The organism is Streptomyces sp. AMJ-169, assembly GCF_055597585.1.
On the sequence record NZ_JBVLTJ010000005.1, the window covers coordinates 585,139 to 610,222 of the forward strand.

24 protein-coding genes are annotated in these 25,084 nt (G+C 71.9%); 4 read left to right on the plus strand and 20 right to left on the minus strand.

The annotated features are described in order from the left end of the window. Positions 1 to 55: 55 nt before the first annotated feature. The 4 genes from groL to ACYUD3_RS15885 all read right to left on the minus strand — a co-directional run bounded on the left by groL (position 56) and on the right by ACYUD3_RS15885 (position 4,152). Complete coding sequence (gene groL, locus ACYUD3_RS15870; RefSeq protein WP_470969664.1) at positions 56 to 1,681, minus strand: chaperonin GroEL; 1,626 nt, start codon at positions 1,679 to 1,681, stop codon at positions 56 to 58. Positions 1,682 to 1,795: 114 nt separating this feature from the next. After that, complete coding sequence (groES, locus tag ACYUD3_RS15875; protein ID WP_070026284.1) at positions 1,796 to 2,104, minus strand: co-chaperone GroES; 309 nt, start codon at positions 2,102 to 2,104, stop codon at positions 1,796 to 1,798. Between the two features lie 267 nt (positions 2,105 to 2,371). Further along, positions 2,372 to 3,232, minus strand: coding sequence for a polysaccharide deacetylase family protein (locus ACYUD3_RS15880; RefSeq protein ID WP_470969668.1), 861 nt, complete (start codon positions 3,230 to 3,232; stop codon positions 2,372 to 2,374). After that, on the minus strand, positions 3,229 to 4,152 hold the full coding sequence (locus ACYUD3_RS15885) for a polysaccharide deacetylase family protein (RefSeq protein ID WP_470969671.1): 924 nt from the start codon (positions 4,150 to 4,152) through the stop codon (positions 3,229 to 3,231). Before ACYUD3_RS15885 ends, ACYUD3_RS15880 begins: the two co-directional genes overlap by 4 nt. Before the next feature lie 102 nt (positions 4,153 to 4,254). On the opposite strand from ACYUD3_RS15885, the gene ACYUD3_RS15890 reads away from it, so the two are divergent. Both ACYUD3_RS15890 and ACYUD3_RS15895 read left to right on the plus strand, forming a co-directional pair. Next, entirely contained in the window at positions 4,255 to 5,418 is a 1,164-nt protein-coding gene (locus ACYUD3_RS15890) for a class I SAM-dependent methyltransferase (RefSeq protein ID WP_470969674.1), read from the plus strand. After that, complete coding sequence (locus tag ACYUD3_RS15895) at positions 5,415 to 5,669, plus strand: hypothetical protein (RefSeq protein WP_470969676.1); 255 nt, start codon at positions 5,415 to 5,417, stop codon at positions 5,667 to 5,669. Before ACYUD3_RS15890 ends, ACYUD3_RS15895 begins: the two co-directional genes overlap by 4 nt. On the opposite strand, the gene ACYUD3_RS15900 is transcribed toward ACYUD3_RS15895, so the two are convergent. The 3 genes from ACYUD3_RS15900 to ACYUD3_RS15910 all read right to left on the minus strand — a co-directional run bounded on the left by ACYUD3_RS15900 (position 5,656) and on the right by ACYUD3_RS15910 (position 9,257). Next, positions 5,656 to 6,705, minus strand: a complete 1,050-nt coding sequence (locus tag ACYUD3_RS15900; protein WP_470969679.1) for an LCP family protein — start codon at positions 6,703 to 6,705, stop codon at positions 5,656 to 5,658. The two genes, ACYUD3_RS15895 and ACYUD3_RS15900, sit on opposite strands and share 14 nt — an antisense overlap. Before the next feature lie 64 nt (positions 6,706 to 6,769). Then, entirely contained in the window at positions 6,770 to 8,116 is a 1,347-nt protein-coding gene (locus ACYUD3_RS15905; RefSeq protein ID WP_470969682.1) for a glycoside hydrolase family 10 protein, read from the minus strand. Between the two features lie 82 nt (positions 8,117 to 8,198). After that, complete coding sequence (locus ACYUD3_RS15910; protein ID WP_470969684.1) at positions 8,199 to 9,257, minus strand: LacI family DNA-binding transcriptional regulator; 1,059 nt, start codon at positions 9,255 to 9,257, stop codon at positions 8,199 to 8,201. Between the two features lie 156 nt (positions 9,258 to 9,413). On the opposite strand from ACYUD3_RS15910, the gene ACYUD3_RS15915 reads away from it, so the two are divergent. Continuing rightward, on the plus strand, positions 9,414 to 11,735 hold the full coding sequence (locus tag ACYUD3_RS15915) for a beta-xylosidase/alpha-l-arabinosidase (protein ID WP_470969687.1): 2,322 nt from the start codon (positions 9,414 to 9,416) through the stop codon (positions 11,733 to 11,735). Here the strand turns inward: ACYUD3_RS15915 and ACYUD3_RS15920 are convergent. Genes ACYUD3_RS15920 through tsaB form a run of 4 tightly spaced genes read right to left on the minus strand, consistent with a single transcriptional unit; the run spans position 11,732 to position 14,253 of the window. After that, a complete protein-coding gene (locus ACYUD3_RS15920; RefSeq protein ID WP_470969688.1) occupies positions 11,732 to 11,983 on the minus strand; it encodes a hypothetical protein in 252 nt (83 codons plus the stop codon). The two genes, ACYUD3_RS15915 and ACYUD3_RS15920, sit on opposite strands and share 4 nt — an antisense overlap. After that, positions 11,980 to 13,119 (minus strand): tRNA (adenosine(37)-N6)-threonylcarbamoyltransferase complex transferase subunit TsaD, encoded by a 1,140-nt coding sequence (gene tsaD / locus ACYUD3_RS15925; RefSeq protein ID WP_470969691.1) that lies wholly within the window; start codon positions 13,117 to 13,119, stop codon positions 11,980 to 11,982. Before tsaD ends, ACYUD3_RS15920 begins: the two co-directional genes overlap by 4 nt. Then, complete coding sequence (gene rimI / locus ACYUD3_RS15930; protein ID WP_470969834.1) at positions 13,112 to 13,588, minus strand: ribosomal protein S18-alanine N-acetyltransferase; 477 nt, start codon at positions 13,586 to 13,588, stop codon at positions 13,112 to 13,114. Before rimI ends, tsaD begins: the two co-directional genes overlap by 8 nt. 20 nt (positions 13,589 to 13,608) lie before the next feature. Further along, a complete protein-coding gene (gene tsaB / locus ACYUD3_RS15935; protein WP_470969694.1) occupies positions 13,609 to 14,253 on the minus strand; it encodes a tRNA (adenosine(37)-N6)-threonylcarbamoyltransferase complex dimerization subunit type 1 TsaB in 645 nt (214 codons plus the stop codon). Between the two features lie 100 nt (positions 14,254 to 14,353). On the opposite strand from tsaB, the gene ACYUD3_RS15940 reads away from it, so the two are divergent. Beyond that, positions 14,354 to 14,908 (plus strand): hypothetical protein, encoded by a 555-nt coding sequence (locus tag ACYUD3_RS15940; RefSeq protein ID WP_470969697.1) that lies wholly within the window; start codon positions 14,354 to 14,356, stop codon positions 14,906 to 14,908. A gap of 13 nt (positions 14,909 to 14,921) precedes the next feature. Here ACYUD3_RS15940 and ACYUD3_RS15945 read toward each other — a convergent pair whose 3' ends face one another. From ACYUD3_RS15945 to ACYUD3_RS15985, 9 genes are all read right to left on the minus strand, one after another. Beyond that, entirely contained in the window at positions 14,922 to 15,086 is a 165-nt protein-coding gene (locus tag ACYUD3_RS15945) for a hypothetical protein (RefSeq protein ID WP_470969699.1), read from the minus strand. Between the two features lie 134 nt (positions 15,087 to 15,220). Further along, positions 15,221 to 15,733 (minus strand): tRNA (adenosine(37)-N6)-threonylcarbamoyltransferase complex ATPase subunit type 1 TsaE, encoded by a 513-nt coding sequence (tsaE, locus tag ACYUD3_RS15950; RefSeq protein WP_470969702.1) that lies wholly within the window; start codon positions 15,731 to 15,733, stop codon positions 15,221 to 15,223. After that, entirely contained in the window at positions 15,705 to 16,931 is a 1,227-nt protein-coding gene (locus ACYUD3_RS15955) for an alpha/beta fold hydrolase (RefSeq protein WP_470969705.1), read from the minus strand. Before ACYUD3_RS15955 ends, tsaE begins: the two co-directional genes overlap by 29 nt. A gap of 47 nt (positions 16,932 to 16,978) precedes the next feature. After that, positions 16,979 to 18,136 carry an alanine racemase gene (gene alr, locus ACYUD3_RS15960; RefSeq protein ID WP_470969707.1) on the minus strand — a complete coding sequence of 386 codons (1,158 nt, stop codon included), beginning with the start codon at positions 18,134 to 18,136 and terminating at the stop codon, positions 16,979 to 16,981. A 13-nt stretch (positions 18,137 to 18,149) separates the two neighbouring features. Further along, a complete protein-coding gene (locus ACYUD3_RS15965; protein ID WP_470969710.1) occupies positions 18,150 to 19,034 on the minus strand; it encodes a L,D-transpeptidase in 885 nt (294 codons plus the stop codon). Positions 19,035 to 19,933: 899 nt separating this feature from the next. Then, complete coding sequence (locus tag ACYUD3_RS15970) at positions 19,934 to 21,394, minus strand: NAD(P)H-hydrate epimerase (RefSeq protein ID WP_470969713.1); 1,461 nt, start codon at positions 21,392 to 21,394, stop codon at positions 19,934 to 19,936. A gap of 304 nt (positions 21,395 to 21,698) precedes the next feature. Next, positions 21,699 to 22,070 carry a holo-ACP synthase gene (locus ACYUD3_RS15975; protein WP_470969716.1) on the minus strand — a complete coding sequence of 124 codons (372 nt, stop codon included), beginning with the start codon at positions 22,068 to 22,070 and terminating at the stop codon, positions 21,699 to 21,701. Positions 22,071 to 22,087: 17 nt separating this feature from the next. Then, the gene (glmS, locus tag ACYUD3_RS15980) at positions 22,088 to 23,935 is read right to left on the minus strand and encodes a glutamine--fructose-6-phosphate transaminase (isomerizing) (RefSeq protein ID WP_470969718.1); all 1,848 of its coding nucleotides are present in this window, start codon (positions 23,933 to 23,935) and stop codon (positions 22,088 to 22,090) included. A gap of 87 nt (positions 23,936 to 24,022) precedes the next feature. Further along, on the minus strand, positions 24,023 to 25,036 hold the full coding sequence (locus tag ACYUD3_RS15985) for a hypothetical protein (protein ID WP_470969721.1): 1,014 nt from the start codon (positions 25,034 to 25,036) through the stop codon (positions 24,023 to 24,025). Between the last annotated feature and the right edge of the window lie 48 nt (positions 25,037 to 25,084).

Sequence of the window (25,084 nt, forward strand, 5' to 3'; positions counted from 1 at the left end):
GCCCGGCACCCCCACGGATACCGGGCCTCGGAGCCTTCAGCTCACCGACGTGGTGTCAGTGCGAGTGCCCGTGGGAGTGACCACCGGCGGCCGACTCCTCCTCTTCCTTCTTCTCGACGACCAGGGTCTCGGTCGTGAGGAGGAGGGAGGCGATGGAGGCGGCGTTCTCCAGGGCCGAGCGGGTGACCTTGACCGGGTCGATGACGCCGGCCTTGACCAGGTCGCCGTACTCGCCGGTCGCGGCGTTGAAGCCCTGGCCCTTGTCGAGCTCGGCGACCTTGGAGGTGATGACGTAGCCCTCGAGGCCCGCGTTCTCGGCGATCCAGCGCAGCGGCTCGACGACGGCCTTGCGGACGACGGCGACACCGGTGGCCTCGTCGCCGGTCTTGCCGAGGCCGCCCTCGAGGACCTTCGCGGCGTGCACGAGCGCGGAGCCACCGCCGGAGACGATGCCCTCCTCGACCGCGGCGCGGGTCGCGGAGATGGCGTCCTCCAGACGGTGCTTCTTCTCCTTCAGCTCCACCTCGGTGGCGGCGCCGACCTTGATCACGCACACGCCGCCGGCCAGCTTCGCGAGGCGCTCCTGGAGCTTCTCGCGGTCCCAGTCGGAGTCCGTGTTCTCGATCTCGGCCTTGATCTGGGCGACGCGGCCCGTGACGTCCGCGGAGTCGCCGGCGCCGTCGACGACCGTGGTGTCGTCCTTGGTGACGGTGACGCGGCGGGCGGTGCCGAGCACGTCGAGGTCGGCCTGCTCCAGCTTGAGCCCGACCTCCTCGGAGATGACGGTCGCGCCGGTCAGGACCGCCAGGTCCTGGAGCATCGCCTTGCGGCGGTCGCCGAAGCCGGGGGCCTTGACGGCGACGGCGTTGAACGTGCCGCGGATCTTGTTGACGACCAGGGTCGACAGGGCCTCGCCCTCGACGTCCTCGGCGATGATCAGCAGCGGCTTGGAGCCACCGGTCTGGATGACCTTCTCCAGCAGCGGCAGCAGCTCCTGGATGGAGGAGATCTTGCCCTGGCTGATGAGGATGTAGGGGTCCTCCAGGACCGCTTCCATGCGCTCCTGGTCCGTCACGAAGTACGGCGACAGGTAGCCCTTGTCGAAGGCCATGCCCTCGGTGAACTCCAGCTCCAGGCCGAAGGTGTTGGACTCCTCGACGGTGATGACACCGTCCTTGCCGACCTTGTCCATCGCCTCGGCGATGAGCTCGCCGACCTGCGTGTCCTGGGCGGACAGCGCGGCGACGGCGGCGATGTCGGACTTCTCCTCGATCGGGCGCGCGGTGGCCAGCAGGTCGTCGGAGACGGCCTTGACGGCGGCGTCGATGCCCTTCTTCAGCAGCGCCGGGGAGGCACCGGCGGCCACGTTCTTCAGGCCCTCGCGGACCAGCGCCTGGGCGAGGACGGTGGCGGTGGTGGTGCCGTCGCCCGCGATGTCGTTGGTCTTGGTCGCCACCTCCTTCACCAGCTGGGCGCCGAGGTTCTCGTACGGGTCGTCGAGCTCGACCTCACGGGCGATGGTGACGCCGTCGTTGGTGATGGTCGGCGCGCCGAACTTCTTGTCGATGACGACGTTGCGGCCCTTGGGGCCGATCGTCACCTTGACCGTGTCGGCCAGCTTGTTGACGCCGCGCTCAAGGGCGCGACGGGCGTCCTCGTCGAACTTCAGGATCTTCGCCATGACAGCGGGTGCCCTCTCGGAAAATCTGTGGGTGAAAAAACGCCGCGCCCCTGGCGCCCGGCTCCAACAAGGGATCGCGGGGCCAGGGGCGCGGCTTCAAAAACCTGAGGTTTCTTACTTCTCGATGATCGCGAGCACGTCGCGAGCCGAGAGGACGAGGTACTCCTCGCCGCTGTACTTGACCTCGGTGCCGCCGTACTTGCTGTACAGGACAACGTCGCCGACCTTGACGTCGAGCGGCAGGCGCTCGCCGTTCTCGAACCGGCCCGGGCCCACGGCGAGGACGGCGCCCTCCTGGGGCTTCTCCTTCGCGGTGTCCGGAATGACCAGGCCGGAGGCCGTGGTCTGCTCGGCGTCGAGCGGCTGGACCACGATGCGGTCCTCAAGCGGCTTGATGGCAACCTTGGAGCTGGCGGTCGTCACGATCCGACCTCCCCCTTCGGAGATCTCACGGGGTTAACTGTCTGAGGTGGCGACCAGGTCGATCCGTCGTCGCGGGTGCCGGACCTGCCCGTCGCGTTGTTGGCACTCTCCAGGGGGGAGTGCCAGACCCGAGACTATGACCGCGATTAGCACTCGGTCAAGCGGACTGCTAATCCCGGCTCATGTCCGCGGCGCGGAGACCGACGCTTTCAGCTGACGTCGGCCTGTCCCAGCCCGGCGTTTCCGGGCCCTGGGGCTGCCGCCCCCTCACCCCGCATAGTCCGCCAGCCTCCCCACCCCCAACCCCTTCGCCTGCGCCTCCCGCAACACCCGTACCGTCCGTTCCCGCAGGCTCGGCCCCCCGGACTCGTCCGAGTCCATCGCGATGACATCCCCCGGCAGCAGATGCCGTGAACCCCTCGCGAAGCTCAGGCCGTCCGGGCCCATCGACGCCCGCCACAGGATCAGCGCCGAGATTCCGCAGTCCCCGGCCGCCTGGAGGGTGACCTGGTCGTATGTGCCGTAGGGCGGGCGGAAGTAGTGGGGGCGGATGCCGAAGCGGGACTGGAGTTTCTCCTGCTGGCCGCAGATCTCGGCGCGCTGGCCGGCGTAGGGGAGGCCGCGGAGGGCGGCGTGGTGGAGGGTGTGGTTCTGGAGGTCGGCGCCGACCTCGCGCAGGCGCGCGAAGTGGCCGTAGCCGGGGCCGACGACGCTGTCGGTGAGGAACATGCTGACCGGCAGCCGCAGTTCGCGGACCATGTCGATGAAACGGGGGTCGCGTTCGGCGCCGTCGTCGTAGGTGAGGAAGACCACGGGGTCGCGGGTGGGGACGTGGTCCAGGACCCGCACCCCCTTCCCCGGAAGGCCCATCGTGCTCGGGCGGGTCGGTGCGGGGGTCAGTGGCCCGGTCAGCCCCCAGCGGCGGTACGCCGGCTGCCCCCCGGAGCCGGGACCGCCGTCGGCGCCGGGGCTGCCGTCCACGCCGGGACTCCCATGCGCCCCATGCCCCCGCACCCGCTCCGCCGCCTCCTTGCCGAGCCGCTCCATCGGCCCGGCCGACTGCGCACAGCCACTGAGCGCCACGGCCGCCGCCAGCAGCACGCCGGTCACCAACCCCCGCCCTCTCACAGGTAATCCTCCAACCGCCCCACCGCGTACCCCTTCTCGGTCACCATGTCCAGGAACCGCCGGATCATGTCGGGCATAGTTCCCTTCCAGTCGTTTTTCCCCCGGAAGTGGCTCAGGACGATGTCGCCGGGATGGAGGTCGCGGTCCCACTCGCGGTACTCCCAGTGGTCGACGAACACCTCCTCGTCCCAGATCGGCGCGTACTTCACCCCGCACGCCTTCGCCGCGCGCAGGGTGTCGCGGTTGTAGTTGCCGTAGGGCGGCCGGAAGAGCTGCGGCCGTTTGCCGTACCGCTTCTCGATGACGTCCTGCATCCCGCAGATCTCGCGCTTCTGCTGGGCGTACGAGAGTCCGGGCAGGTAGGGGTGGGTGAGGGTGTGGTTGTTCAGGACGACGCCGGCGTCCTGCATCTTCTTGAAGTACCCGTAGTCCTCCTTGGCCAGGTAGTCGGAGAGGAACGCGGTGTACGGGATCTTCAGCTCGCTCATCATCCGCAGGAACGCCGGGTCCTTCTCAGCGCCGTCGTCGATGGTGAGGAAGACGACCTTCTCCTTGGTCGGGACGGTCGTGAAGACCGGCGGCAGGCCCAGCTCCTCCTGGTCCTCGACCTCGAACCCGTCCCGCGCCCCGATGTGCGGCTTCTTCGCGGGCGGCGCGGGCGCGGCGAGCGGCACCCGCTTCAGCCCCCACCGCTTGGCGGCGGCGGTCCGCGCGGTCTGCTCCATGCGGAGCTTCTTCGCGTACGACGTGAGGGCGTCGGCCGGCGCCGCCTGCTGGCCGGCCGCGCCGGGGGCGCTGTGCGGGCCGCCCTCGCCCGGCGCGCAGCCGGAGGCGATGGCGGCGACGGCGAGGACGGCGACGCCGCTGCGGCGGAGCTGACTCGGGGTGTGTTTTTTGTATTTTTGTCCTACTACTCCCATGGTCGGGGATCCTTACAGCAGGGCGTACCGGGAGGGGTGCCGACACTTCGCGGCGGCGGCCGGGGTCCACCTGCCGGAGTACAGGGAGGGACAATCGGACCCGTGAACGACCTCGCCCCCCTCCTCTCCCCCGCCGGCCGCGCCCTCCTGGCCGAGCTGCGGGACGTCCGCCCGGCCGACGAGCTGACCGTGGCGACCCGGCTGCGCCGCGCGCACCCCGCCGAGCTGGTGTCGGCGGTCCTGGGCCAGGTGCGGCTGCGGCAGCGCGCGGTGGTGAAGTTCGGCGCCGAGGACGCGGCCCGGATGTTCTTCACCCCGAACGGCGTGGAGCAGTCGACCCGCGCGAGCGTCGCGGCGTACCGGGCCCGGCGGTTCAGGGCGCTCGGCGTCGCCTCGGTCGCCGACCTGTGCTGCGGCATCGGCGGCGACGCGATCGCGCTGGCGCGGGAGGGCATCCGGGTGCTGGCCGTGGACCGCGACCCCCTGACCGCCGCGACGGCCCGCGCGAACGCGCGGGCCCTGGGCCTGGCCGAGCTGATCGAGGTCCGCGAGGCGGATGTGACGGACGTCGACACCCATGCGTACGACGCCGTCTTCGTCGACCCCGCCCGGCGCGGCGGACGCGGCCGGATCTTCGACCCCGAGGCCTACTCGCCGCCCCTGTCCTGGGCGATCGGCGCGGCCCGCGCGGCCCGGACCGCGGCGCTGAAGGTCGCCCCGGGCATCCCGCACGAGGCGGTCCCCGGCGAGGCGGAGGCCGAGTGGATCTCGGACGCCGGGGAGGTGAAGGAGGCGGTGCTGTGGTTCGGCGCCGGGCCCGGCGCGATCCGCGCGACCCTGCTCCCCGGCCCGCACACCCTCCTCGGCACCGGCCTGCCGAACCCCGAAGTCCGGCCGCTGGGGCGGTACTTGTACGAGCCCGACGGTGCCGTCATCCGCGCGCACCTGGTCGCCGAGGTCGCGCAAGGCCTCAAGGGCGGCGGCCTGATCGACGAGACCATCGCGTACGTCACCGCCGACGAACTCCGCCCGACCCCGTACGCCACCGCGTACGAGATCACCGATCAACTCCCGTTCAACGTGAAGAAGTTGAAGGCGCTGCTGCGGGAGCGGGGGGTCGGCATCCTCACGGTGAAGAAGCGGGGGTCGGCCGTGGAGCCGGAGGAGCTGCGCAAGAAGGTGAAGCCGCAGGGACCGAACTCGGCGACGGTCTTCCTCACGCGGGCGGCGGGGGCACCGGTGATGCTGGTGGGGCGGCCGGCGTGAGGGGTTCGGGGGCGGCCGGCTCCTCAGAAGAGACCTCGGAGGCGACCGGCGTCTCGAAAGAAACCGGCTCCTCAGGCGCCGCCGCACCCGACCGCCGCCCCTTCTTCCCGTCCCTGCTCGGCCCGCAGGACGCGGCCGAACTCCCGCAGCTGACCGGCATGTCGGCGGACTGGGAGGAGCTGACGCGAGGGTACGACGTCGCCGCGCAGCTGGCGGCGGTCGTCAACGGGCTGCTGTCTAGGCCGAGTTGAGCGACTCCCACAGTTCGGTGGCCGCCGGTTCCTTCGCGACGACCCGGTTGGGGTCGGAGGGCGCGGTGACGACCGGCATCATCACCGTCGTCACGTCGGAGGCATCCAGCCCCTTCAGGCTCCGGGCGAACTCCATCAGCGCGGAAAGGGAGTTGAGGCCGGTGTCGGTGGTCAGGCTGCTGGTGGCCGCGTCGGCGACGGTGTAGAGCTTCGCGGGGTCGGTCAGCAGGTCGATCGTGGACATCTGCGCCAACAGGGCCTTGACCAGCGTCTGTTGGAGGCCGATCCGGCCCAGGTCGCTGCCGTCGCCGATGCCGTGCCGGGTGCGGGCGAGGGCCAGCGCCGTCTTGCCGTCGAGGTGGTGGGTGCCCGCCGCCAGGGTGAGGTGGCTGTAGCTGTCGTCGATGTCCTCGTCCGTGGTGACCGTGACTCCGCCCAACGCGTCGACCAGCTTGGCGAATCCGGCGAAGTCGACCTCGATGTAGTGGTCCATGCGGACGTTCGTCAGCGCCTCGACGGTCTTGACCGCGCAGACCGGACCGCCCACCTCGTAGGCGCTGTTGAACATCGCGCCGCTCACCGCCGCCGTCGTACCGCCCGAGGCCGTGGGGCAGGACGGGCGCTCGACGAGGGTGTCGCGGGGGATGGAGACGACGGTCGCGGCGGTGCGGCCCGCGTCGATGTGGACGACCATCGCGGTGTCCGAGCGGGCGCCGCCGCTGTCGCCGCCGCCGAGTGCCTTGTTCGCGGCGCCGGTGCGCGAATCCGAGCCCAGGACAAGGATGTTGACCGCTTCCGTCGGCAGCGCAGGCGCCGAGGCGGACGGCGTGATCATCGCGCGCGCCGGCCGGTTGTCCCCCAGCGCCCCCTCGATGTCGACGCTCTTGATGTTGTCGTCGAGATGCCAGTACGCCCAGCCGCCGGCCACCGCGCCCAGCACCAGGAACCCCGCCAGGGTGAGACCGACGGCCTTCAGCACGCCCGGCCGCCGGCCCACCCGTCTGTCTTCGTCGCCTTGCTCCCCGAGTCGCGTCACCCTACGAACGTACGTCCCGAAGATGAGCGGAGTGTTAGAGCCGGGACACAGTCACCGGACCGGGTTACGACAGCGTCACCGCAGGCACCGGATTGCTCCCGCTCCACAACCCGTTGAACCCGAACGACACCGAACCCCCGTCCGGGACGCTCCCGTTGTAGGTCGCGTTCGAGCATGTCACCACCGCGCCCGACTGGTTGCACGCAGCGTTCCAGGCCTGCGTGAGCTGCTGACCCGCGCCGAAGGTCCAACTCGCCTGCCAGGACGCCAGTGCGGCGCCCGAGCAGGAGATCGTCACGTTCCCGGTGAACCCGGTGTTCCACTGGCTGGCGACGGTGTAGGCGGCCGTGCAGGCTCCCGTCGGCGGAGTCGTCGTGCCCCCGCCCAGCGCCTCCGAGATGCCGTAATAGGCGGGCTTCGGCGCGTAGTTGGCGTCGTACGGAGTGGCCGCGCCGTAGCCGGGGAAGGTGCTGTCGACCCAGGAGTCGGAGTCGGCGAAGCCCCACACCGTCATGTTCACGCAGCGCGCGACGGCCACGCAGGCGGCGGTGACCGCCTTGTAATCGGCCTTCTGCTGGGCGAGTTTGGCGGTGTCGGCGGGCAGGGCCATGCGGATGTCCAGCTCGGTGATCGCGACGTCGACGCCGAGGTCGGCGAAGCGCTGGATGTTCTGCTGGAGGGTGGCCGGGACCTGGCCGAGGATCAAGTGCGCCTGGAGGCCCACCCCGTCGATCGGGACGCCCCGCGACTTCAGCGAACTGACCAGGTTGTAGAGGGCGTTGGACTTCGCGTTGACACCCTCGACGTTGTAGTCGTTGATGTACAGCTTCGCGTCCGGGTCGGCGGCCCGCGCCCAGGTCAGGGCATTGGCGATGTAGTCGGTGCCGAGCCCGTTGTACCAGAGGGTGGACCGGTAGGTGCCGTCCTCGTTGAACGCCTCGTTGACGACGTCCCAGGCCGCGATCTTGCCCTTGTAGCGGCCGACTTCCGTGCTGATGTGGTTCTGCAACAGGCTGCTCAACTGGGCTTGTGTCCAAGTGCCGTTGGTGAGCCAGCTGGGGTTCTGGCTGTGCCAGACGAGGGTGTGGCCGCGCACCTGCTGGTTGTGGGCCTGCGCGAAGGCGACGATCTGGTCGGCCTCGGCCCAGTTGAAGCTGCCCTGGGTGGGCTCGGCCGAGCCCCACTTCATGGCGTTGCCGGGGGTGAGCGAGCTGAACTGGGCGCCGGCGAGGTCGCCGTAGGTCCCGGTCAGCTTGGAGCCGGTGACCGCCGTACCGATGATCTTTCCCTTGGCGGTGCCGAGGTCGCGCAGGGGGGTGTCGGCCGCGTGGGCGGCGGGGGCGGCGGTCAGGAGCAGGGCGAGGCCGCTCAGGGCCGACGCCAGGGACAGACCTGTTCTCAGTGCTCTCATTGCGGGTGCCTCCGAAAGTTTCGGTTGTGCAACCGACTTGCTTCGGAGGAGTGTCGGGGTACCCGCCCCACCCGTCAATACGTCAACTTCGAGCCAACGGCGGCGCGGCCGTGCTGGAGCGCACCACCAGGCTCGTCGCCAGCTCCACCCGGGTCGCCGCCGGACCCTCCGCCGCCCCCGTCTCGGGCGCCTTCCCCAGCTCCAGCACCAGCCGCGCGGCGGCCTCGGCCATCTCGGTCAGCGGCTGCCGCACGGTCGTCAGCGGCGGCCCGACCCAGCGGGCGACCGGCAGGTCGTCGAAGCCGACGACGCTCACGTCCTCCGGGATGCGCAGGCCCAGCTCGCGCGCGGCCTCGTACAGGCCGAGCGCCTGGAGGTCGTTGCCGGCGAAGACGGCCGTCGGCCGGTCCGGGCGGGACAGCAGCTCACGGCCGAGCCGGTAGCCGGTCTCATGGTGGAAATCACCCGTACGGATGAGGCCGGGCTCGACCGGCAGCCCGACGGTCTCCAGCGCGGCCCGGTAGCCGTCGATCCGCGCGCGGCTGCACATCATGTGCGGCGGCCCGCTCAGCGCGCCGATCCGGGTGTGCCCCAGCTCGACGAGGTGCCGGGTCGCGGCGAGCCCGCCCTGCCAGTTGGTCGCCCCGATCGACGGCACGTCCGCGCCCGGGTCGCCGGCCGGGTCCATGACGACGAACGGCACGGAACGGCTGGTCAGCAGCGCGCGCTGGGACTCGTCGAGCCCGGACAGGACGAGGATCACGCCGTGCGGGCGGCGGGCGGCGACCTGGTCGGCCCAGGTCCGGCCCGGGGTGAGGCGGCCGGCGCTCTCGCTGAGGACGACGCTCAGCCCGGCGTCACGCGCGACGTTCTCGACGCCCCGGATGACCTCCAGCGCCCACGCGCTCTCCAGCTCGTGGAAGACCAGGTCGATCAGGGGCGAACGGGTCGCCTCGGCCCGCCGGCGCCGGTAGCCGTGGGCGCGCAGCAGCTCCTCGACGCGGGTGCGGGTGCCCGGCGCGACATCGGCCCGCCCGTTGAGGACCTTCGAAACAGTCGGCGCCGAGACACCGGCCTCGCGGGCGATCTCGGCGAGCGTCGCGGTCTGTTGCCGCGTTACAGCGGGGTCCGGGGGTGTCATGGCGGCGATCGTATCCCCGCACGCCCCCTTGACGAACCCTGTTCGGCGCCATAGGTTCCCGGAACATTCGGAATACAGCTCGAAACATTCGCCCACACTGCCGCGTACCCACTGCTTCGTACCCCTGGTGGCTCACCGACCTCTGACAGGAGTTTCATGACCACCGCCCCCGAACGGAAGCCAGAGCCCGCTCCCTGGCGCGACCCGTCCCTGCCCGCCGCCGACCGCGTCGCCGACCTGCTCTCCCGGATGACCCTCCAGGAGAAGACCGCCCAGCTGTACGGCGTGTGGGTGGGCGCCTCGGCGGACGGCGGCGGGGTCGCGCCGCACCAGCACGACATGACCGCCGACTACGAGTGGGACGAGCTGATCACCCACGGCCTCGGCCAGCTGACCCGCCCCTTCGGCACCGCCCCCGTGGACCCGGCGACCGGCGCGCGCGCCCTCGCCCAGGCGCAGCGCCGGATCGCCGGGGCGGGCCGCTTCGGCATCCCGGCCGTCGCCCACGAGGAGTGCCTGGCCGGCTTCACCGCCTGGCGGGCCACCGCCTACCCCGTCCCGCTCGCCTGGGGCGCCGCCTTCGACCCCGAGCTGGTCGGCAGGATGGCCGCCCGCATCGGCCACGACCTGCGCTCGGTCGGCGTCCACCAGGGCCTCGCGCCCGTCCTGGACGTCGTGCGCGACTACCGCTGGGGCCGGGTCGAGGAGACGATCGGCGAGGACCCCTACCTGGTCGCCACGGTCGGCGCGGCCTATGTGCGCGGGCTTGAGTCCGCCGGGGTCGTCGCGACCCTCAAGCACTTCGCCGGGTACGCCGCCTCGGCGGGCGCCCGCAACCTGGCGCCGGTGCGGGCCGGCACCCGCGAGTTCGCGGACGTCACGCTGCCGCCGTTCGAACTCGCCGTGCGCGAGGGCGGCGCCCGCTCGGTGATGGCCGCCTACACCGAGCGCGACGGCGTCCCCGCCTCCGCCGACCCCGAGCTGCTGACCCAACTCCTGCGCGGGGAATGGGGGTTCACGGGAACGGTGGTCGCCGACTACTTCGGCATCGGCTTCCTGGAGACCCTGCACCGCCTCGCCGCCGACCCCGCCGGAGCCGGCCGCCTCGCCCTGGAGGCCGGCATCGATGTCGAACTCCCCACGGTCCGCTGCTACGGCGACCCGCTGCTGGAGTCGGTCCAACAGGGCCTGATCGGCGAGGAGTTCATCGACCAGGCGGTCCGGCGCGTGCTGCTCCAGAAGTGCGGGCTGGGCCTCCTCGACCCCGACTGGACCCCGGAGCCCGCCGGACCCATCGACCTCGACTCGGCCGCCAACCGCGCGATCGCCCGCCAACTCGCCGAGAAGTCGGTGGTGTTGCTCGACAACCCGGACGGCAGGCTGCCGCTCGCCCCGGACACCAGGATCGCGGTCGTCGGCCCCCGCGCCGCCGACTCCCTCGCCATGCTGGGCTGTTACTCCTTCCCCTCGCACGTCCTGCCGCACCACCCCGGCACCGGACTCGGCATCGACATCCCGACCGTCCTCGACGCCCTGCGCGCCGAACTCCCCGACGCCAAGGTGACGTTCGCCGAGGGCTGTGGGGTCGACGCCCCGGACACCGCCGGCTTCGAGGAGGCCGTCGCGCGCGCCGCCGAGGCGGACGTCTGCGTGGCCGTCCTCGGCGACCGCGCGGGCCTCTTCGGGCGGGGCACCTCCGGCGAGGGCTGTGACGCCGAGGACCTGCGACTCCCGGGCGTCCAGGCCGAGTTGCTGGACGCGCTGGTGGCGACCGGCGTCCCCGTCGTCCTCGTCCTGCTCACCGGCCGCCCCTACGCGCTCGGCCGCTGGCACGGCCAACTCAGCGCCGTGGTGCAGGCGTTCTTCCCCGGTGAGGAGGGCGGTCCGGCGGTCGCGGGGGTGCTGTCGGGCCGGGTGAACCCCTCGGGGCGGCTCCCGGTGAGCGTCCCGCGCATCCCCGGCGGCCAGCCCTGGACCTACCTCCAGCCCCCGCTGGGCCTGAAGGACCAGGTCAGCAGCCTGGACCCGACACCGCTGTACCCGTTCGGGCACGGGCGGTCGTACACGGAGTTCGCGTGGGAGGGGCACGGCGAGGGGGGTGCGATCCCCACCGACGGCTCCTACGACGTGAGCGTGACCGTCCTCAACACCGGTGACCGGGCCGGGGCCGAGGTCGTCCAGCTGTATCTGCACGACCCCGTGGCCACGGTGACGCGGCCCGACGTCCGGCTGGTCGGTTACCGGCGGGTGGAGCTGGCGCCGGGGGAGGCGCGGCGGGTGACGTTCGCCTTCCACGCCGACCTGTCCGCCTTCACCGACCGGGGCGGACGCCGGGTGGTCGAACCAGGGGCGCTGGAGCTGCGGCTGGGGGCGTCGAGCGCGGACGTACGGCATACGGCCCGGCTCGAACTCACCGGTGCGGTACGGGAGTTGGGGGCCGACCGGCGGATGGTCTGCGAGGTCCGCGAAGACCGCTAGTCCACCTGCTCGAACCGCCAGCGGTGCACCGCACGGGTGACCAACTCCCCGTCCGGCTCAGGCAGTTCGGGCAGCTGGGCGGTGTACTCCGCGTCCCACCAGGTGATGACCAGCACCCGGTCCTGGGGGGCGCGGAACGTCTCCCTGCGCAGGGGAGTCAGGGGGAGCGGCTGGCGGCGGGCCCAGGCGAGAAGTTCCGCGCCCCGGCCGGCCGCCGCCCGCGCCTCCCACATCAACGCGACGGTCATGAGTACAAGTTGCCCTTGCTGACCTCGTGCACGTGATCGTGCGAGTGCCCGCCCCCATGCCCGCCCCCGGCTCCCTGCGCATGCCCGCCCCCACTCCCCGGCACATGCGGATCCGTCACCGGCAACGAGGAGTCCGCCGACAGATCCCAGTCCGAGGCCGCCCGCCCCCGCGCCACCATCTCCGCCCCCAGCGCGGCGACCATCGCCCCATTGTCGGTGCACAACTTCGGCCGGGGCACCCGCAGTTGAATCCCCGCCGCCGCGCACCGCTCCTGAGCCAGCGCCCGCAGCCGCGAGTTGGCGGCGACCCCGCCGCCGATCATCAAGTGGTCGACGCCCTCGTCCTTGCACGCCCGCACGGCCTTCCGCGTGAGTACGTCGACGACCGCCTCCTGGAAGGAGGCTGAGACGTCCCGCACCGGCACCTCCTCCCCCGCCGCCCGCCTGGCCTCGATCCAGCGGGCCACGGCCGTCTTCAGACCGGAGAAGGAGAAGTCGTACGCGGGATCGCGCGGACCGGTCAACCCCCGTGGGAAAGCGATGGCGTCGGGGTCACCCTCACGGGCGTACCGGTCGATGACCGGCCCCCCGGGGAAGCCCAGGTTCAGCACCCGCGCGATCTTGTCGAAGGCCTCACCGGCGGCATCGTCGATGGTCGCGCCCATCGGCCGGACGTCGGAGGTGATGTCGGAGGACAGCAGCAGCGACGAGTGCCCGCCGGACACCAGCAGCGCCATCGTCGGCTCGGGCAGCGGCCCGTGCTCCAGCTGGTCGACGCAGATGTGCGAGGCGAGGTGGTTGACGCCGTACAGCGGCTTGCCCAGCGCGTACGCGTACGCCTTCGCGGCCGAGACCCCGACCAGCAGCGCGCCCGCGAGCCCGGGACCCGCCGTGACGGCGATCCCGTCGAGGTCCTTCGCGGACACGCCCGCGTCCTTCAGCGCCCGCTCGATCGTCGGGACCATCGCCTCCAGGTGGGCGCGGGAGGCGACTTCGGGTACGACACCGCCGAAGCGGGCGTGCTCGTCGACACTGGAGGCGACGGCGTCGGCCAGGAGCGTCGTACCGCGCACGATCCCGACACCGGTCTCGTCGCAGGAGGTCTCGATCCCCAGGACCAGGGGTTCGTCAGTCATCGTTCTCGGTTCCTCGTACGGGAGTCGCGGGGTCGGTGCGGCGCATCACCAGCGCGTCCACGTTCCCCGGCTGGTAGTAGCCGCGCCGGAAGCCGATCGGCTCGAAGCCGTAGCGCTCGTACAGCTTCTGGGCGCGGATGTTGTCGACGCGGCACTCCAGCATGACCTCGGGGCAGTCGAACTCCGTTGCCGCGCGCAGGAGTTCGGTGAGCAGCCGGCCGCCGAGCCCGGTGCCCCAGTGGTCACCGGCGACAGCGATGGTCTGGACGTCGGCGAGGTCACCGGAGGCGGCGAGTCCGGCGTACCCGACGATGCGCTCGTCCTCGCCGACCGCGACCACGTACCGCCGGGTCGCCTCGGGCCCGCGCGCGTGCGCCAGTTCGGACCAGAACATCCCCCGCGACCACGCGTCCTCGGGGAACAGCGCCTTCTCCAGCTCCAGCACGGCGTCGATGTGCCACCAGCGCATCTCGTGCAACACGGGCCCGGTCACCGGGGGGTGACCACCTTGTAGTTCTTGGGGACCTGGGCATCGGGCCGGCGCAGGTACAGCGGCCGGGGTTCGTCCAGCGGCACCCCGGCGGCCAGCCGCTCGACGGCCAGCGCGGCGAGCGCGCCCGCCGACACGTGCTCGGGCCCCTCGACGACGGTGAAGGCGTCCGGGTAGAGCAGCGCGCCCGCGCCGAACGCGACCGGCCGCCCCGGGATGTCGGCGGGCCGGTCGACGGAAGGCCCGCCGGTCCGGGTCCGGGGGTCGGAGTAGGACGCCCAGTACACCTCTTTGCGCCGGGCGTCGGTGGCGACGGTGAACGGCCCGTCCCCCTCGTACGCGTGGGCGAGCCCGTCCAGCGTGCACACCCCGTGCACCGGCACCCCCAGCGCGAGCCCGAACGTCTCGGCGGTCATGAGGCCGACCCGCAGCCCGGTGTAGGGGCCGGGTCCGGTGCCTACGACGATCGCGGTCACCGCGTCGAGCGCGGTCCCGGCCTCGGCGAGCACCCGGTCGACGGCGGGCAGCAGCAGCTCACCGTGGCGCCGGGCGTCGGCCTGGCTGGAGGCGGCGACGACGGAGGAGCCGTCGTGCAGGGCGACGGTGACGGCGGGGGTGGCGGTATCCAGAGCGAGCAAGAGCACGCGAACAGCCTACGGCGCCGAGCAGGGAAGCAGGGCCCGCCGGTCCCCGCCTGCTAGCGTCACCGCAGAAGCGGACGTTACGACCCAGAGGTGGGCGCAGGTGACAAGCAGCAGCGCGGGACTCGTGGCCGGGCTCATGACGGCGGCGATGACGACGGTCGGCGTGCTGGCCTGGCAGGCCTCGGCGACCGCCCCGGCGGACCTGGCCCACCCCCAGCCGAACCCCTCGCAGGCGGCGGCCTCGAAGGCCCCGCGCGACAAGAGGCACCCGACGGCCCTGCCGGCCAACTCGGGCACCGGCCAGCGGGTGGTGTACTCGATCGACGACGACCGGGTCTGGCTGGTGACCGAGACCGGCAAGGTCATCCGGACGTTCAAGGTCCACCCCGGCGGCATCGACCCGGCGCCGGGCAGCTATCCGGTGACGTCCCGGGCGAACGCGGTGACGGCGACGGACGGCACCCCGGTCGAGCACGTCGTCCGCTTCACCGCCACCCCCGACGGCCTCGCGATCGGCTTCAGCGCCGCCGTCGACGGGCGCCTCCCGGAGACCGACACGATGGTCCGCACCGGCGCGATCCGCGAGACGCGCGCGGACGGGAACGCGCTGTGGGACTTCGCGATGGTGGGGCGCAAGGTGATGGTGATCCGCTGAAGCCCCGGAGGGTTCAGGCGGCTTCCCGTTCGCCCCGCTCGTCCCGCTTCTCCAGCACGACGACCCCCCGCAGCTCGGGGTCGGGCGCGCGGGGCGGCAGGGAGACCGCCTGGGCGGCGGCGCAGGACGCGAGCAGCTCGCGCATGGAGACGGGCATCGGCGCGGCGGGGACGGGCATGGACGCCTCCTGAGGGTCGGGGGCGATCGCGGTACGGGCGCCTTACTTAGGTACACCTAACCACGGGCCGAGTACCATATGACCACGCCCGATACCACTGATGCAAGATTTTCCCGACGCGCTGTCGGAAACGTTCACACGGCGAGCGCCTCCAGCCCCGCCGCCGCCCACCGCTCCCCGAGCCCGGTCACGACGACATGCCGCACCTCGTCGCTCGTGTCCCCCACCGCCCGGTGGATGACCAGCTGGAGCCGCTCGTCGGCCAGCTCCTCGACCTTCCCCTCCCCCCACTCCACGACCACGACCGACTCCGGCAGCGAGACGTCGAGATCGAGGTCCTCCATCTCGTCGAGCCCCCCGCCGAGCCGGTAGGCGTCGACGTGGACGAGCGCGGGACCGCCGGAGAGGGACGGGTGGACGCGGGCGATGACGAAGGTCGGCGAGGTCACGGCCCCCCGGACCCCGAGCCCTTCCCCGAGCCCGCGCGTGAACGTCGTCTTGCCCGCGCCCAGCTCCCCGCTGAGCATGACGAGGTCCCCGGCGCGCAGCAGCGGGGCGAGCCTGCGGCCCAGGTCCCGCATCTGGTCGGGGGAGGTGACGGTGAGCCGGAGGGTCTGCTCAGCCAGGCTGTGCGGTGCTGCTTCCATAGCCGCCAACGGTAGCCCCTGCGGGTACGGCGCCCACGCGGGTGAGCAGGTCGGCGAGCCGGTCGGTGACGGCCTCGGGGTGCTCCAGCATCACGAGGTGCCCGGCGTCCGGGACCAGCACCAGCTCGGCGTCGGGCAGCAGATCGGCGATGGCCTCGCTGTGCCCGCTGGGCGTGACGAGATCCCCGACCCCGGCGAGCACCAGCACCGGCAGCTCCTGGAAGTGGACGAGGGCGCCGGTCTTGTCGTGCTCGTTGAACGCCGGGTAGAACTCGGCGACGACGTCGATGGGCGTGCCCTCGATCATCCGCTCGGCGAAGCGGGCGACGGCCGGGTCGACGTCCCGGGAGGAGAAGGAGTACCGCTTGATGATCCCGGCGAACAGATCGGCGGTGGCCCGGCGCCCCTTCTCGACCAGCGCCGCCTGCTGCCCGAGCACCTTCAGCACCCCCGGCAGCACCCGCCGCACGGCGTTGACCCCGGCCGCCGGAAGCCCGTAGTTGACCTCCCCGAGCCGCCCGGACGACGTCCCCACGAAGGCGGTGGCGACGACCCGCTCCCGCACGAACTCGGGGTACTGCGCGGCGAGCGCCATGACCGTCATCCCGCCCATGGAGTGCCCGACGAGCACGACGGGCCCGTCCGGCACGGCGGCATCGAGTACGGCCTTCAGATCCCGCCCCAGCTGATCGATGCTGACCGGCACCCCGTCCTGCGACTGCGCGACCCCGTGCCCGGAGCGCCCATGACTGCGCTGATCCCAGTGCACGGTCCGCACGACCCCGCGCAGCGCCGCCCGCTGGAAGTGCCAGGAGTCCTGGGTGAGGCAGTAACCATGGCTGAATACGACCGTGACGGGCGCCGGCGCCTTGCGTCCGAACAGCCGCCGCCGGCGCGGCGCGGACCCGCCCTCGGGCTCGACGTCGTCGACCTCGTAGTACAGCTCGGTCCCGTCGTCGGCGTACGCCTTGCCGGGCGTGCCGCGCAGGGAGCCGTAGGGGCCGGTGGAGTCCAGGGCGAGGCGGGCCTTCTTGCGCATGCCGCGCCCGACGGTGACCCGTTCCAGGGCGACCCCGGCGGCGGCACCGGCGGCCAGGACGCCTATCGCGGCGCCCGCGACCCCGGTGGCCTTGCGCCAGCTGCCCCCCGTGACGGCGGCGGCCGCGTCCGCCACCGCCTCCGCGCTGCTCTCGCTCACGTACCCGCTCCTCTCCCGCCGTTATCCCGGTTCTTCCCCGTACGGAGCTAGTCGTCCCGGCCCTCGTCCAGATAGATGCGGGGCACCCGCGCGGAAATACGTGTGACGATCTCGTACCCGATGGTTCCGGCCGCGCGCGCCCAGTCCTCGGCGGTCGGCTCGCCGTGGTCACCGGGCCCGAACAGTACGGCCTCGGCGCCGGCCGGGATCTCGTCGCCGCCGAGGTCGACGACGAACTGGTCCATCGCGATCCGCCCGGCCGTCGTCCGCCACTTCCCGCCGATCATCACAGGCCCCGCGCCCGAGGCGTGCCGGGGGACGCCGTCGCCGTAGCCGAGGGGGACGAGGGCCAGGGTGGTCTCGCCCGGGGTGACGTAGTGGTGGCCGTAGCTGACGCCGTGCCCGCCCGGGACCCGTTTGACCAGGGCGAGGGGGGCGATGAGCGTCATCACGGGGCGCAGGCCCAGGTCGGCGGGGGTGCCGATCTCCGGGCTCGGGGAGAGGCCGTACATCGCGACGCCCGGGCGGACGAGGTCGAAGTGGCTCTCGGGGAGGGTGAGGGTGGCCGGCGAGTTCGCGATGTGCCGCACCTCGGGCCGCAGCCCCTCGGCCTGCGCGTACGCCGTCATGCGCCGGAAGCTGTCGAGCTGGGCGGCGATCGAGGGGTGGCCGGGTTCGTCGGCGCAGGCGAAGTGGGACCAGAGGCCGGTGACGCGGATCGTGCCCTCGCGTTCGGCCTTCCGTGCCGCCGCGACGAGGTCGGGCCAGTCGGCGGGCTGGCTGCCGCCCCGGCCGAGCCCCGTGTCGGCCTTGAGCTGCACCCGGGCGGGGATGCCTGCGGCGCGGGCCGCGGAAACGGTTTCGCGCAGGGCCCACAGGGCGCTGACGGATACGTCGACGCCGGCCTCGATCGCCTCTCGCCAGGGGCCGCCGGGGGTCCACAGCCAGCACATGATGCGGACGTCGGCGGGGAGCCGCGCGCTCGCCCGGAGGGTGAGCGCCTCCTCCGGAGTGGCGGTGCCGATCCAGGTGGCGCCGGCCTCAACTGCCGCGCGGGCACAGGGGATCGCGCCATGGCCGTATCCGTCGGCCTTGACCACCGCCATGAAGCGCGCCCCGGGCGCCCTCTCCCGCAGCGCGCGCACGTTCGCCCGCAGCGCGGCCAGGTCGATCTCCGCTCGGGGCTGTCGTTCCGTCTCTCTCATCCCGCCCAGTCTCTCAGAGCCGCCTCTTGCCCCAGACGTACACCCGGTCCCCCTTCTTCAACACCCCCCACAGCTTCCGGGCGTCGGAGACGGTGAGGTTGACGCAGCCCATCGAGCCGACGGTGGTGTGAATGCTCCCGTACACGGCGTGGAATGCCTGTCCGCCGCTGAAGAACTGCGCGTACGGCATAGCCGTGTGGTACAGCGTCGACCAATGATTCTTGTGCCGCCAATAAATCTTGTGCCATCCGCCCCGGGTCTCATATCCGGCCCGTCCACTGCGCATGGACACGGGCCCGAAGAGAATCTTCGTACCCTTCTGCACCCAAGTGATCTGCCGGCCGAGGTCGACACAGGCGACTCTGTACGACCGTACGGGACATTTCTTACCGGCGTTGGGGTTCTTGAGCGCGCTGAGGAACTGCATACGCGACCAGGTCACAGGCCCGGCGAACCCAATAGCGGGCTTGATCTTCTGCGCCTTCTGAAAACCCTGAATAGCCCGGCAGTCACCGGAAGACTGCTTCCCGTCAACTTTCAGCTTGAGCCACCGCTCGACCTGCTTCTGATAAGGCCCGGCTTTCTTACTACAGGAAACCTTGGCGGCGGCCTCCCCCAGCGGCACATATTCAACGAGATCATAAGTACCGACGGGAGCATCGGCGGGCTCCACGGAATCCTCCCGAGCGGAGGGCTGATAAACGGCGGGCGCGAGGGTCTGGTCCGGGGTGTCGACCTGCCAGGGCTGATAGGGCCCTGGGGGGACTCCGGGGACTAGCTCGGCTTCGGGGCCGGGGGAGGGAGGGGAGGGGATGGCATGGGCGGAGGCGGCGTGGACGGGGGTGGCGTAAGCGGGGGCGCCTGTCCCCAACGGCGCGAGAAGGACGGCCGCGAGCATGAGGGCCGCGCGGGGGCGGGGCATGCGTGTGCTCATCATGCGATCAGAGAAACGGGGGGTGGGGGTGGGGGGTGGGAGCCGCGCGGGTGGGGTCACTCGGAGGTAGGTATGTGGGCGGGGGGTGCATCGCGGCTGCGGGACGGGAGGGGGTTGGAGCGGGGGTCGGTTTGCAGAGGCGGCATGCTGGCGGAGGCGCACGAGCATCGCGCCTGCGGCACGGGAGGGGCTGCGGCGGAGGCGATTTGCAGGGCTGGCGCCCGCCTTGAGGAGGGGCGCGCTTACGGAGGCGTATGGGGGGCCTCGCGTCGCGCAAGGAACTCCGGCGCGGCCGACGAACCTGAGGGGCGCGGGAGGGGGTCGGGGCGAGGCTTGCTGGGCTGAAGGGCGGCGCGCTCGCGGAGGCGCCTGCGGCACGGGAGGGCTGCGGGGGAGGCGTTCCGCAGGGCCGGCGCTTTCCTTGAGGAACGGCGCGCTCGCGGAGGCGGATGGACGGGGCCGCACAAGGAAGCCTCGGCGCAGCCGCCCACCAAAACCGGGCCGCGCGAGGAAACTCCGGTGCAGCCGACGTACCCAAGGGGCGCGGGGCCGTATCTGATCTGCGGCTGCCGCCGCGCGGACGCGACCAGCCACAACACGACCCGCACACACCGAACCTCAACAGCCCACCCCACCTCGAAACCGGGCCGCACAAGAAAACCCCGGCGCAGCCGACCTACCTAAGGGGCGCGGGGAACTGCGCGACCAGCCACAACGCACCCGCACTTGCCGACACAGCCGCCCACCGAAACCGGGCCGCGCGAGGAGACCCCGGCTCAGCCGACCTACCCAAGGGGCGCGGGGAACTGCGCGACCAGCCACAACGCACCCGCACCCGCCCAGCCCCCCAAGCCCCCCTCCCCCTACCCCCCAACCCCCCGCCAAGCCTCCCCCAGCGCCTCCGCCACCCCCATCGCCCCCACCGGCGCCCCCTCCGCCGCGAACCTCCCCGCCAGCCCATGCAGATACGCCCCCACACTCCCCGCATCCACCGCCGACAACCCCGCCGCCAGCAACGACCCCGTCACCCCGGACAACACATCCCCACTCCCAGCCGTAGCCAGCCACGCAGTACCCGTCGGATTCACCCGCACCGCAGCCCGCACCGCACCTCCCCCCGACGCCCCCTCCCCCTCCGCACCCGCCACCAAAGTCGTCGCCCCCTTCAACAACACAGTCGCCCCATACCGAGCAGCCAACTCCCGCACCGCCCACAACCTCCCCGCCTCGACCTCCTCCCGAGACACCCCCAGCAACGCCGCCGCCTCCCCCGCATGCGGCGTCAGCAGCGTCGGCGCCGTACGCCCCCGCACCGCCCCCACCTCCGCCAGCCGCAGCCCATCCGCGTCGACCAGCACCGGCACCTCCTGAGCCAACGCCTCCGCGACCACCCCGGCGTCCTCCCCACCCCCGGGCCCGACCACCCACGCCTGCACCCGCCCGGCCCGCCGCACACCCCCGTCCGACACCAGCGCCTCGGGGAACCGCGCCAAGACCGCACCCCCGGCGGGCCCGACATACCGCACCGCCCCCGCCCCACCCCGCAACGCCCCGGCAACGGCCAGCACCGCCGCCCCGGGATACTTCGCGGACCCGGCGGCGATCCCGACCACCCCCCGCCGATACTTGTCGCTCGCAGCCCCCGGCACCGGCAACAACCGCGCCACATCAGCATGTTGAAGCGCCTCGACCTCGGCAACGGCAGGCAGTTCGAGCCCGATCCCCACCAGCCGCACCACCCCGGCGTACGACCGAGCGGGATCGATCAGCAACCCCGGCTTGTGCGCCCCGAACGTCACGGTCAGATCGGCCCGCACGGCAGCCCCGCCGACCTCCCCGGTATCCGCGTCCACCCCGCTCGGCAGATCGACGGCGACGACAAGAGCCCCCGACTCCTCGACCAGACCCACCAGTTCAGCGGCATCAGCGCGCAGCCCCCCACGCCCCCCGATCCCGACGATCCCGTCCACGACGAGATCGGCCCGCCGGATCACCGAAGCCACCGCACCCCCCGCGACAACCCGCCCACCCGCCCGAGACAACGCCGCGAGCCCACCCCCATGCACCCGCCCCGGCGACAGCAGCACCGCACTCACCCCCGCCCCCCGCCGCGCGAGCCGCGCCCCGGCGTACAGCGCGTCCCCCCCGTTGTCCCCGCTCCCCACCAGCAGCACCACCCGCCGCCCGTACACCCGCCCCAGCAACTCCCCACAGGCGACGGCGAGTCCGGCGGCGGCCCGCTGCATGAGCGCCCCCTCGGGAACCCGCCGCATCAGCTCGGACTCGACACGGCGGACGGTCGCTACAGAGAAGGCAGTTCGCATGACCCCATTCTCATAAAAACTCGATGGCCCCGCATCGCCCTCCCCGGCTAGGCTTTGATCACACTCGATGAGCGAACACTCACTCTCCGAGTTCACCTCTCGGGTCGCGCACACCTCCCCCACTCCGTCGACGGACGGACAGCTCCACCTGTCGCGCGCCCGAAATATCCAGGTAAAACCCTGTTCCCCCCTGGTCGAGAACAGCCCTGCACACAGAAAGGAGAACGGCCATGACCCTCGCCCACCACATCGACATGAACGACGACGACCAGCACGCCACTCGCCGGTGACCGGCGGAGAAGCCCTACCCTTCCGCGATGACCACCGCGGAAGCCACGCCCGCGTCATGACTCAGCGAGACATGCCACGTGCGCACACCGAGCAGTTCCGCACGGGCGGCGACGGTCCCGCGGACCCGCAACAGGGGCCGCCCGCTCTCCTCCGTGCAGATCTCGGCGTCGGTCCACAGCAGCCCCGCCGGGGCCCCCAGGGCCTTGGCCAGCGCCTCTTTGGCGGCGAACCGCGCCGCCAGTGAGGCGGCACCCCGGCGTTCACCGGACGGCAACAGCAACTCCCTTTCCAGGAAGAGCCGTTCGGCGAGCGCCGGGGTGCGCTCCAAAGACGCCGCGAACCGGTCGATCGCGGCCACGTCGATCCCGACACCGATGATGCTCATGCGGGCAGCCTAGATGTTCACTCCACGGTGACCGACTTGGCGAGGTTCCTCGGCTGATCGACCTCATTGCCGCGCGCCGTCGCCAGCTCACAGGCGAACACCTGCAACGGCACGGTCGCGACGAGCGGCTGAAGCAGCGTCGGCGTCGCGGGCACCCGGATGAGATGGTCGGCGTACGGCACGACCGCGTCGTCACCCTCCTCCGCGATGACGATCGTCCGGGCACCCCGCGCCCGGATCTCCTGGATATTGGAGACGATCTTGTCGTGCAGCACCGAACGCCCCTTGGGGGACGGGACGATGACGACGACCGGCAGGTCGTCCTCGATCAGCGCGATCGGACCATGCTTCAGCTCGCCCGCCGCGAACCCCTCCGCATGCATATAGGCCAGCTCCTTCAGCTTCAGCGCGCCCTCCAGCGCGACCGGATAGCCGACGTGCCGGCCCAGGAAGAGCACGGTGTTCTTGGCCGCCAGCGAACGCGCCAGCTCCCGCACCGGCTCCATCGTCTCCAGGACCCGGTCGACCTCCTCCGAGATCCGGGAGAGGTCCTTGATGACGGCCTGGATCTCGTCGCCCCACTTCGTGCCCCGCACCTGGCCCAGGTACAGCGCGACCAGATAGCAGGCGACGAGCTGCGTCAGGAAGGCCTTGGTGGAGGCGACGGCGACCTCGGGCCCGGCGTGCGTGTACAGCACCGCGTCCGACTCCCGGGGGATCGTCGACCCGTTCGTGTTGCAGATCGCCAGCACCTTCGAGCCCTGCTCGCGCGCGTGCCGCAGCGCCATCAGCGTGTCCATGGTCTCGCCGGACTGCGAGATCGCGATCACCAGCGAGCGCCCGTCCAGGATCGGGTCCCGGTAGCGGAACTCGCTCGCCAGCTCCACCTCGCAGGGCAGCCGCGTCCAGTGCTCGATCGCGTACTTCGCGATGAGCCCGGCGTGGAAGGCGGTCCCGCAGGCCACGATGACGACCTTGTCGACCTCCCGCAGCTCCGCCGCCCCGATCCGCACCTCGTCCAGCGTCAGCGAACCGGCCGCGTCGATCCGCCCCAGCAGCGTGTCGGCGACCGCCTTCGGCTGCTCGGCGATCTCCTTCAGCATGAAGTAGTCGTACCCGCCCTTCTCGGCGGCCGACGCGTCCCAGTCGACGTGGTACGAGCGCACCTCGGCGGGCGAGCCGTCGAACCCGGTGACCGTCACCCCGTCCCGGCGCAGCTCTACCACCTGGTCCTGCCCCAGCTCGATCGCGGACCGCGTGTGGGCGATGAACGCGGCCACGTCCGACGCGAGGAAGGCCTCACCCTCCCCAACGCCCACCACCAGCGGAGAGTTCCGGCGCGCCCCGACGACCACGTCCGGTTCGTCCGCGTGCACGGCGACCAGCGTGAACGCCCCTTCCAGCCGCCGGCACACCAGCCGCATCGCCTCCGCCAGATCGGCGGTCGCGGAGAACTCCTCGGCGAGCAGGTGCGCGACCACCTCGGTGTCCGTCTCCGACGCCAACTCATGCCCGCGCGCGGCGAGTTCGGCCCGCAGCACGGCGAAGTTCTCGATGATCCCGTTGTGGACGACCGCGACCCGCCCCGCGTTGTCGAGGTGCGGGTGGGCGTTGGCGTCCGTCGGCCCCCCGTGCGTCGCCCACCGCGTATGCCCGATCCCGGTCCCCCCGGCCGGCAACGGCCGCCCGACCAGCTCCTTCTCCAGATTGACGAGCTTGCCCGCCTTCTTGGCCGCCGCCAGCCCCCCGTCGGCCGGCACCGCGACCCCCGCCGAGTCGTACCCCCGGTACTCCAGCCGCTTCAGCCCGGCCATCACGACGTCCAGCGCCGACTGAGACCCCACGTATCCCACGATTCCGCACATGCGCGGCAGCCTACGACCGTCCTCGCGCCGAAACAGGCTCCAGCGTGCCCGAAATCGGAAATTCACACCGGGGTACGCACCCCAAAATCACCTCGGCCGCCGGAGCCGCCGGGACAGAAGGAGTACGAGTCCTGCGCTCACCAGCACTCCGGCGCCGACCCCGAGCGCGACGACAGGGCCGGCTCCGGTGGCCGCCAGCTCCCCAGGGGGCGCGGAAGAAGAGGCGGAGGGGGCGGGAGCCGGCGTGGAACTCGCTGTCGGCGTAGGGCTCGGTGTCGCCGTAGCGCCGGATGTGGGCGTCGGCTCGGGCGGCACCGGCAGCTTCCCGATCCGGATGACCAGCTGCGCGGAGTCGTTCGCCGGGTTCGGATCGAGCGGGTCGGGCGAAGAGAGCGTGGCCGTGGCCGTGTACGTCGTCCCCGCCGCCGTTTCCGGGAAAGTCCAGGTCAGCGGGTAGCTGAGGGACTCCCCCGGCGCCAGCTCCCGGATGAAGTCACAGATCACGACCCCCGGGTCGTTGAGACACCCCATGCCCTCCGGCAGCGTCAGCACGGCGTCTTCGCCGACCCGGAAGCGGGCCGTACCGAGCCGCACGGTCCCCGGCCCGTGATTCGTGAACGTCCCCACGGCCCGCACCTCCGTACCGGGCCGCACCGGCCCCTCCGGAACGGACGTCCACTCCACCCCTATGTCCGTGGGCTCCTCGACGGTGACCGTCCGCGTGTCGGTGTTGCCGTCCGGCTTGCTGTCGACGCCACCCCCGATATCGGCGGTAGCGGTGAACACCAACGCCGTCCCGACCGGCACCTCAGCCCCGACCCGCACCTTCACATAAGCCGACACCAGCCGGTCGTCCCCCGAAGAACACCGCAGCACCCGATCCCCCGAGGCCACACACTTCCCGGAGGTGGCGTCATCGATGTTCCCCTCCAGACCGACCCCTTCAGGCAACGCCACATCGACCGCGAGCCCGGGAACCCGCCCCGCCACGGCCTCGACAATGGCCCGCAGCCCAAAACTCTGCCCAGCCCGCACGACATCGCCATCCGGATAGAGCCGGGCCTGCACATCGACGGCGTCCCCCGGCACGGCGAACGCCACAGACCCACCGGCACACAGAGCGAACACAGCCCCCGCGACAACGACAGC

Bases quoted from the DNA above. Each gene is read 5' to 3' on its own strand.
- ACYUD3_RS15910 (WP_470969684.1), bottom strand. From the start codon at position 9,257: ATGACACCCCCGGACCCCGCTGTAACGCGGCAACAGACCGCGACGCTC.
- ACYUD3_RS15885 (WP_470969671.1), bottom strand. From the start codon at position 4,152: ATGGGAGTAGTAGGACAAAAATACAAAAAACACACCCCGAGTCAGCTC.
- alr (WP_470969707.1), bottom strand. From the start codon at position 18,136: ATGAGAGAGACGGAACGACAGCCCCGAGCGGAGATCGACCTGGCCGCG.
- ACYUD3_RS15920 (WP_470969688.1), bottom strand. From the start codon at position 11,983: ATGACCGTCGCGTTGATGTGGGAGGCGCGGGCGGCGGCCGGCCGGGGC.
- rimI (WP_470969834.1), bottom strand. From the start codon at position 13,588: ATGCGCTGGTGGCACATCGACGCCGTGCTGGAGCTGGAGAAGGCGCTG.
- tsaD (WP_470969691.1), bottom strand. From the start codon at position 13,119: ATGACTGACGAACCCCTGGTCCTGGGGATCGAGACCTCCTGCGACGAG.
- tsaE (WP_470969702.1), bottom strand. From the start codon at position 15,733: ATGGAAGCAGCACCGCACAGCCTGGCTGAGCAGACCCTCCGGCTCACC.
- ACYUD3_RS15945 (WP_470969699.1), bottom strand. From the start codon at position 15,086: ATGCCCGTCCCCGCCGCGCCGATGCCCGTCTCCATGCGCGAGCTGCTC.
- ACYUD3_RS15965 (WP_470969710.1), bottom strand. From the start codon at position 19,034: ATGCTCGCGGCCGTCCTTCTCGCGCCGTTGGGGACAGGCGCCCCCGCT.
- ACYUD3_RS15905 (WP_470969682.1), bottom strand. From the start codon at position 8,116: ATGAGAGCACTGAGAACAGGTCTGTCCCTGGCGTCGGCCCTGAGCGGC.
- groL (WP_470969664.1), bottom strand. From the start codon at position 1,681: ATGGCGAAGATCCTGAAGTTCGACGAGGACGCCCGTCGCGCCCTTGAG.
- glmS (WP_470969718.1), bottom strand. From the start codon at position 23,935: ATGTGCGGAATCGTGGGATACGTGGGGTCTCAGTCGGCGCTGGACGTC.
- ACYUD3_RS15975 (WP_470969716.1), bottom strand. From the start codon at position 22,070: ATGAGCATCATCGGTGTCGGGATCGACGTGGCCGCGATCGACCGGTTC.
- ACYUD3_RS15970 (WP_470969713.1), bottom strand. From the start codon at position 21,394: ATGCGAACTGCCTTCTCTGTAGCGACCGTCCGCCGTGTCGAGTCCGAG.
- ACYUD3_RS15915 (WP_470969687.1), top strand. From the start codon at position 9,414: ATGACCACCGCCCCCGAACGGAAGCCAGAGCCCGCTCCCTGGCGCGAC.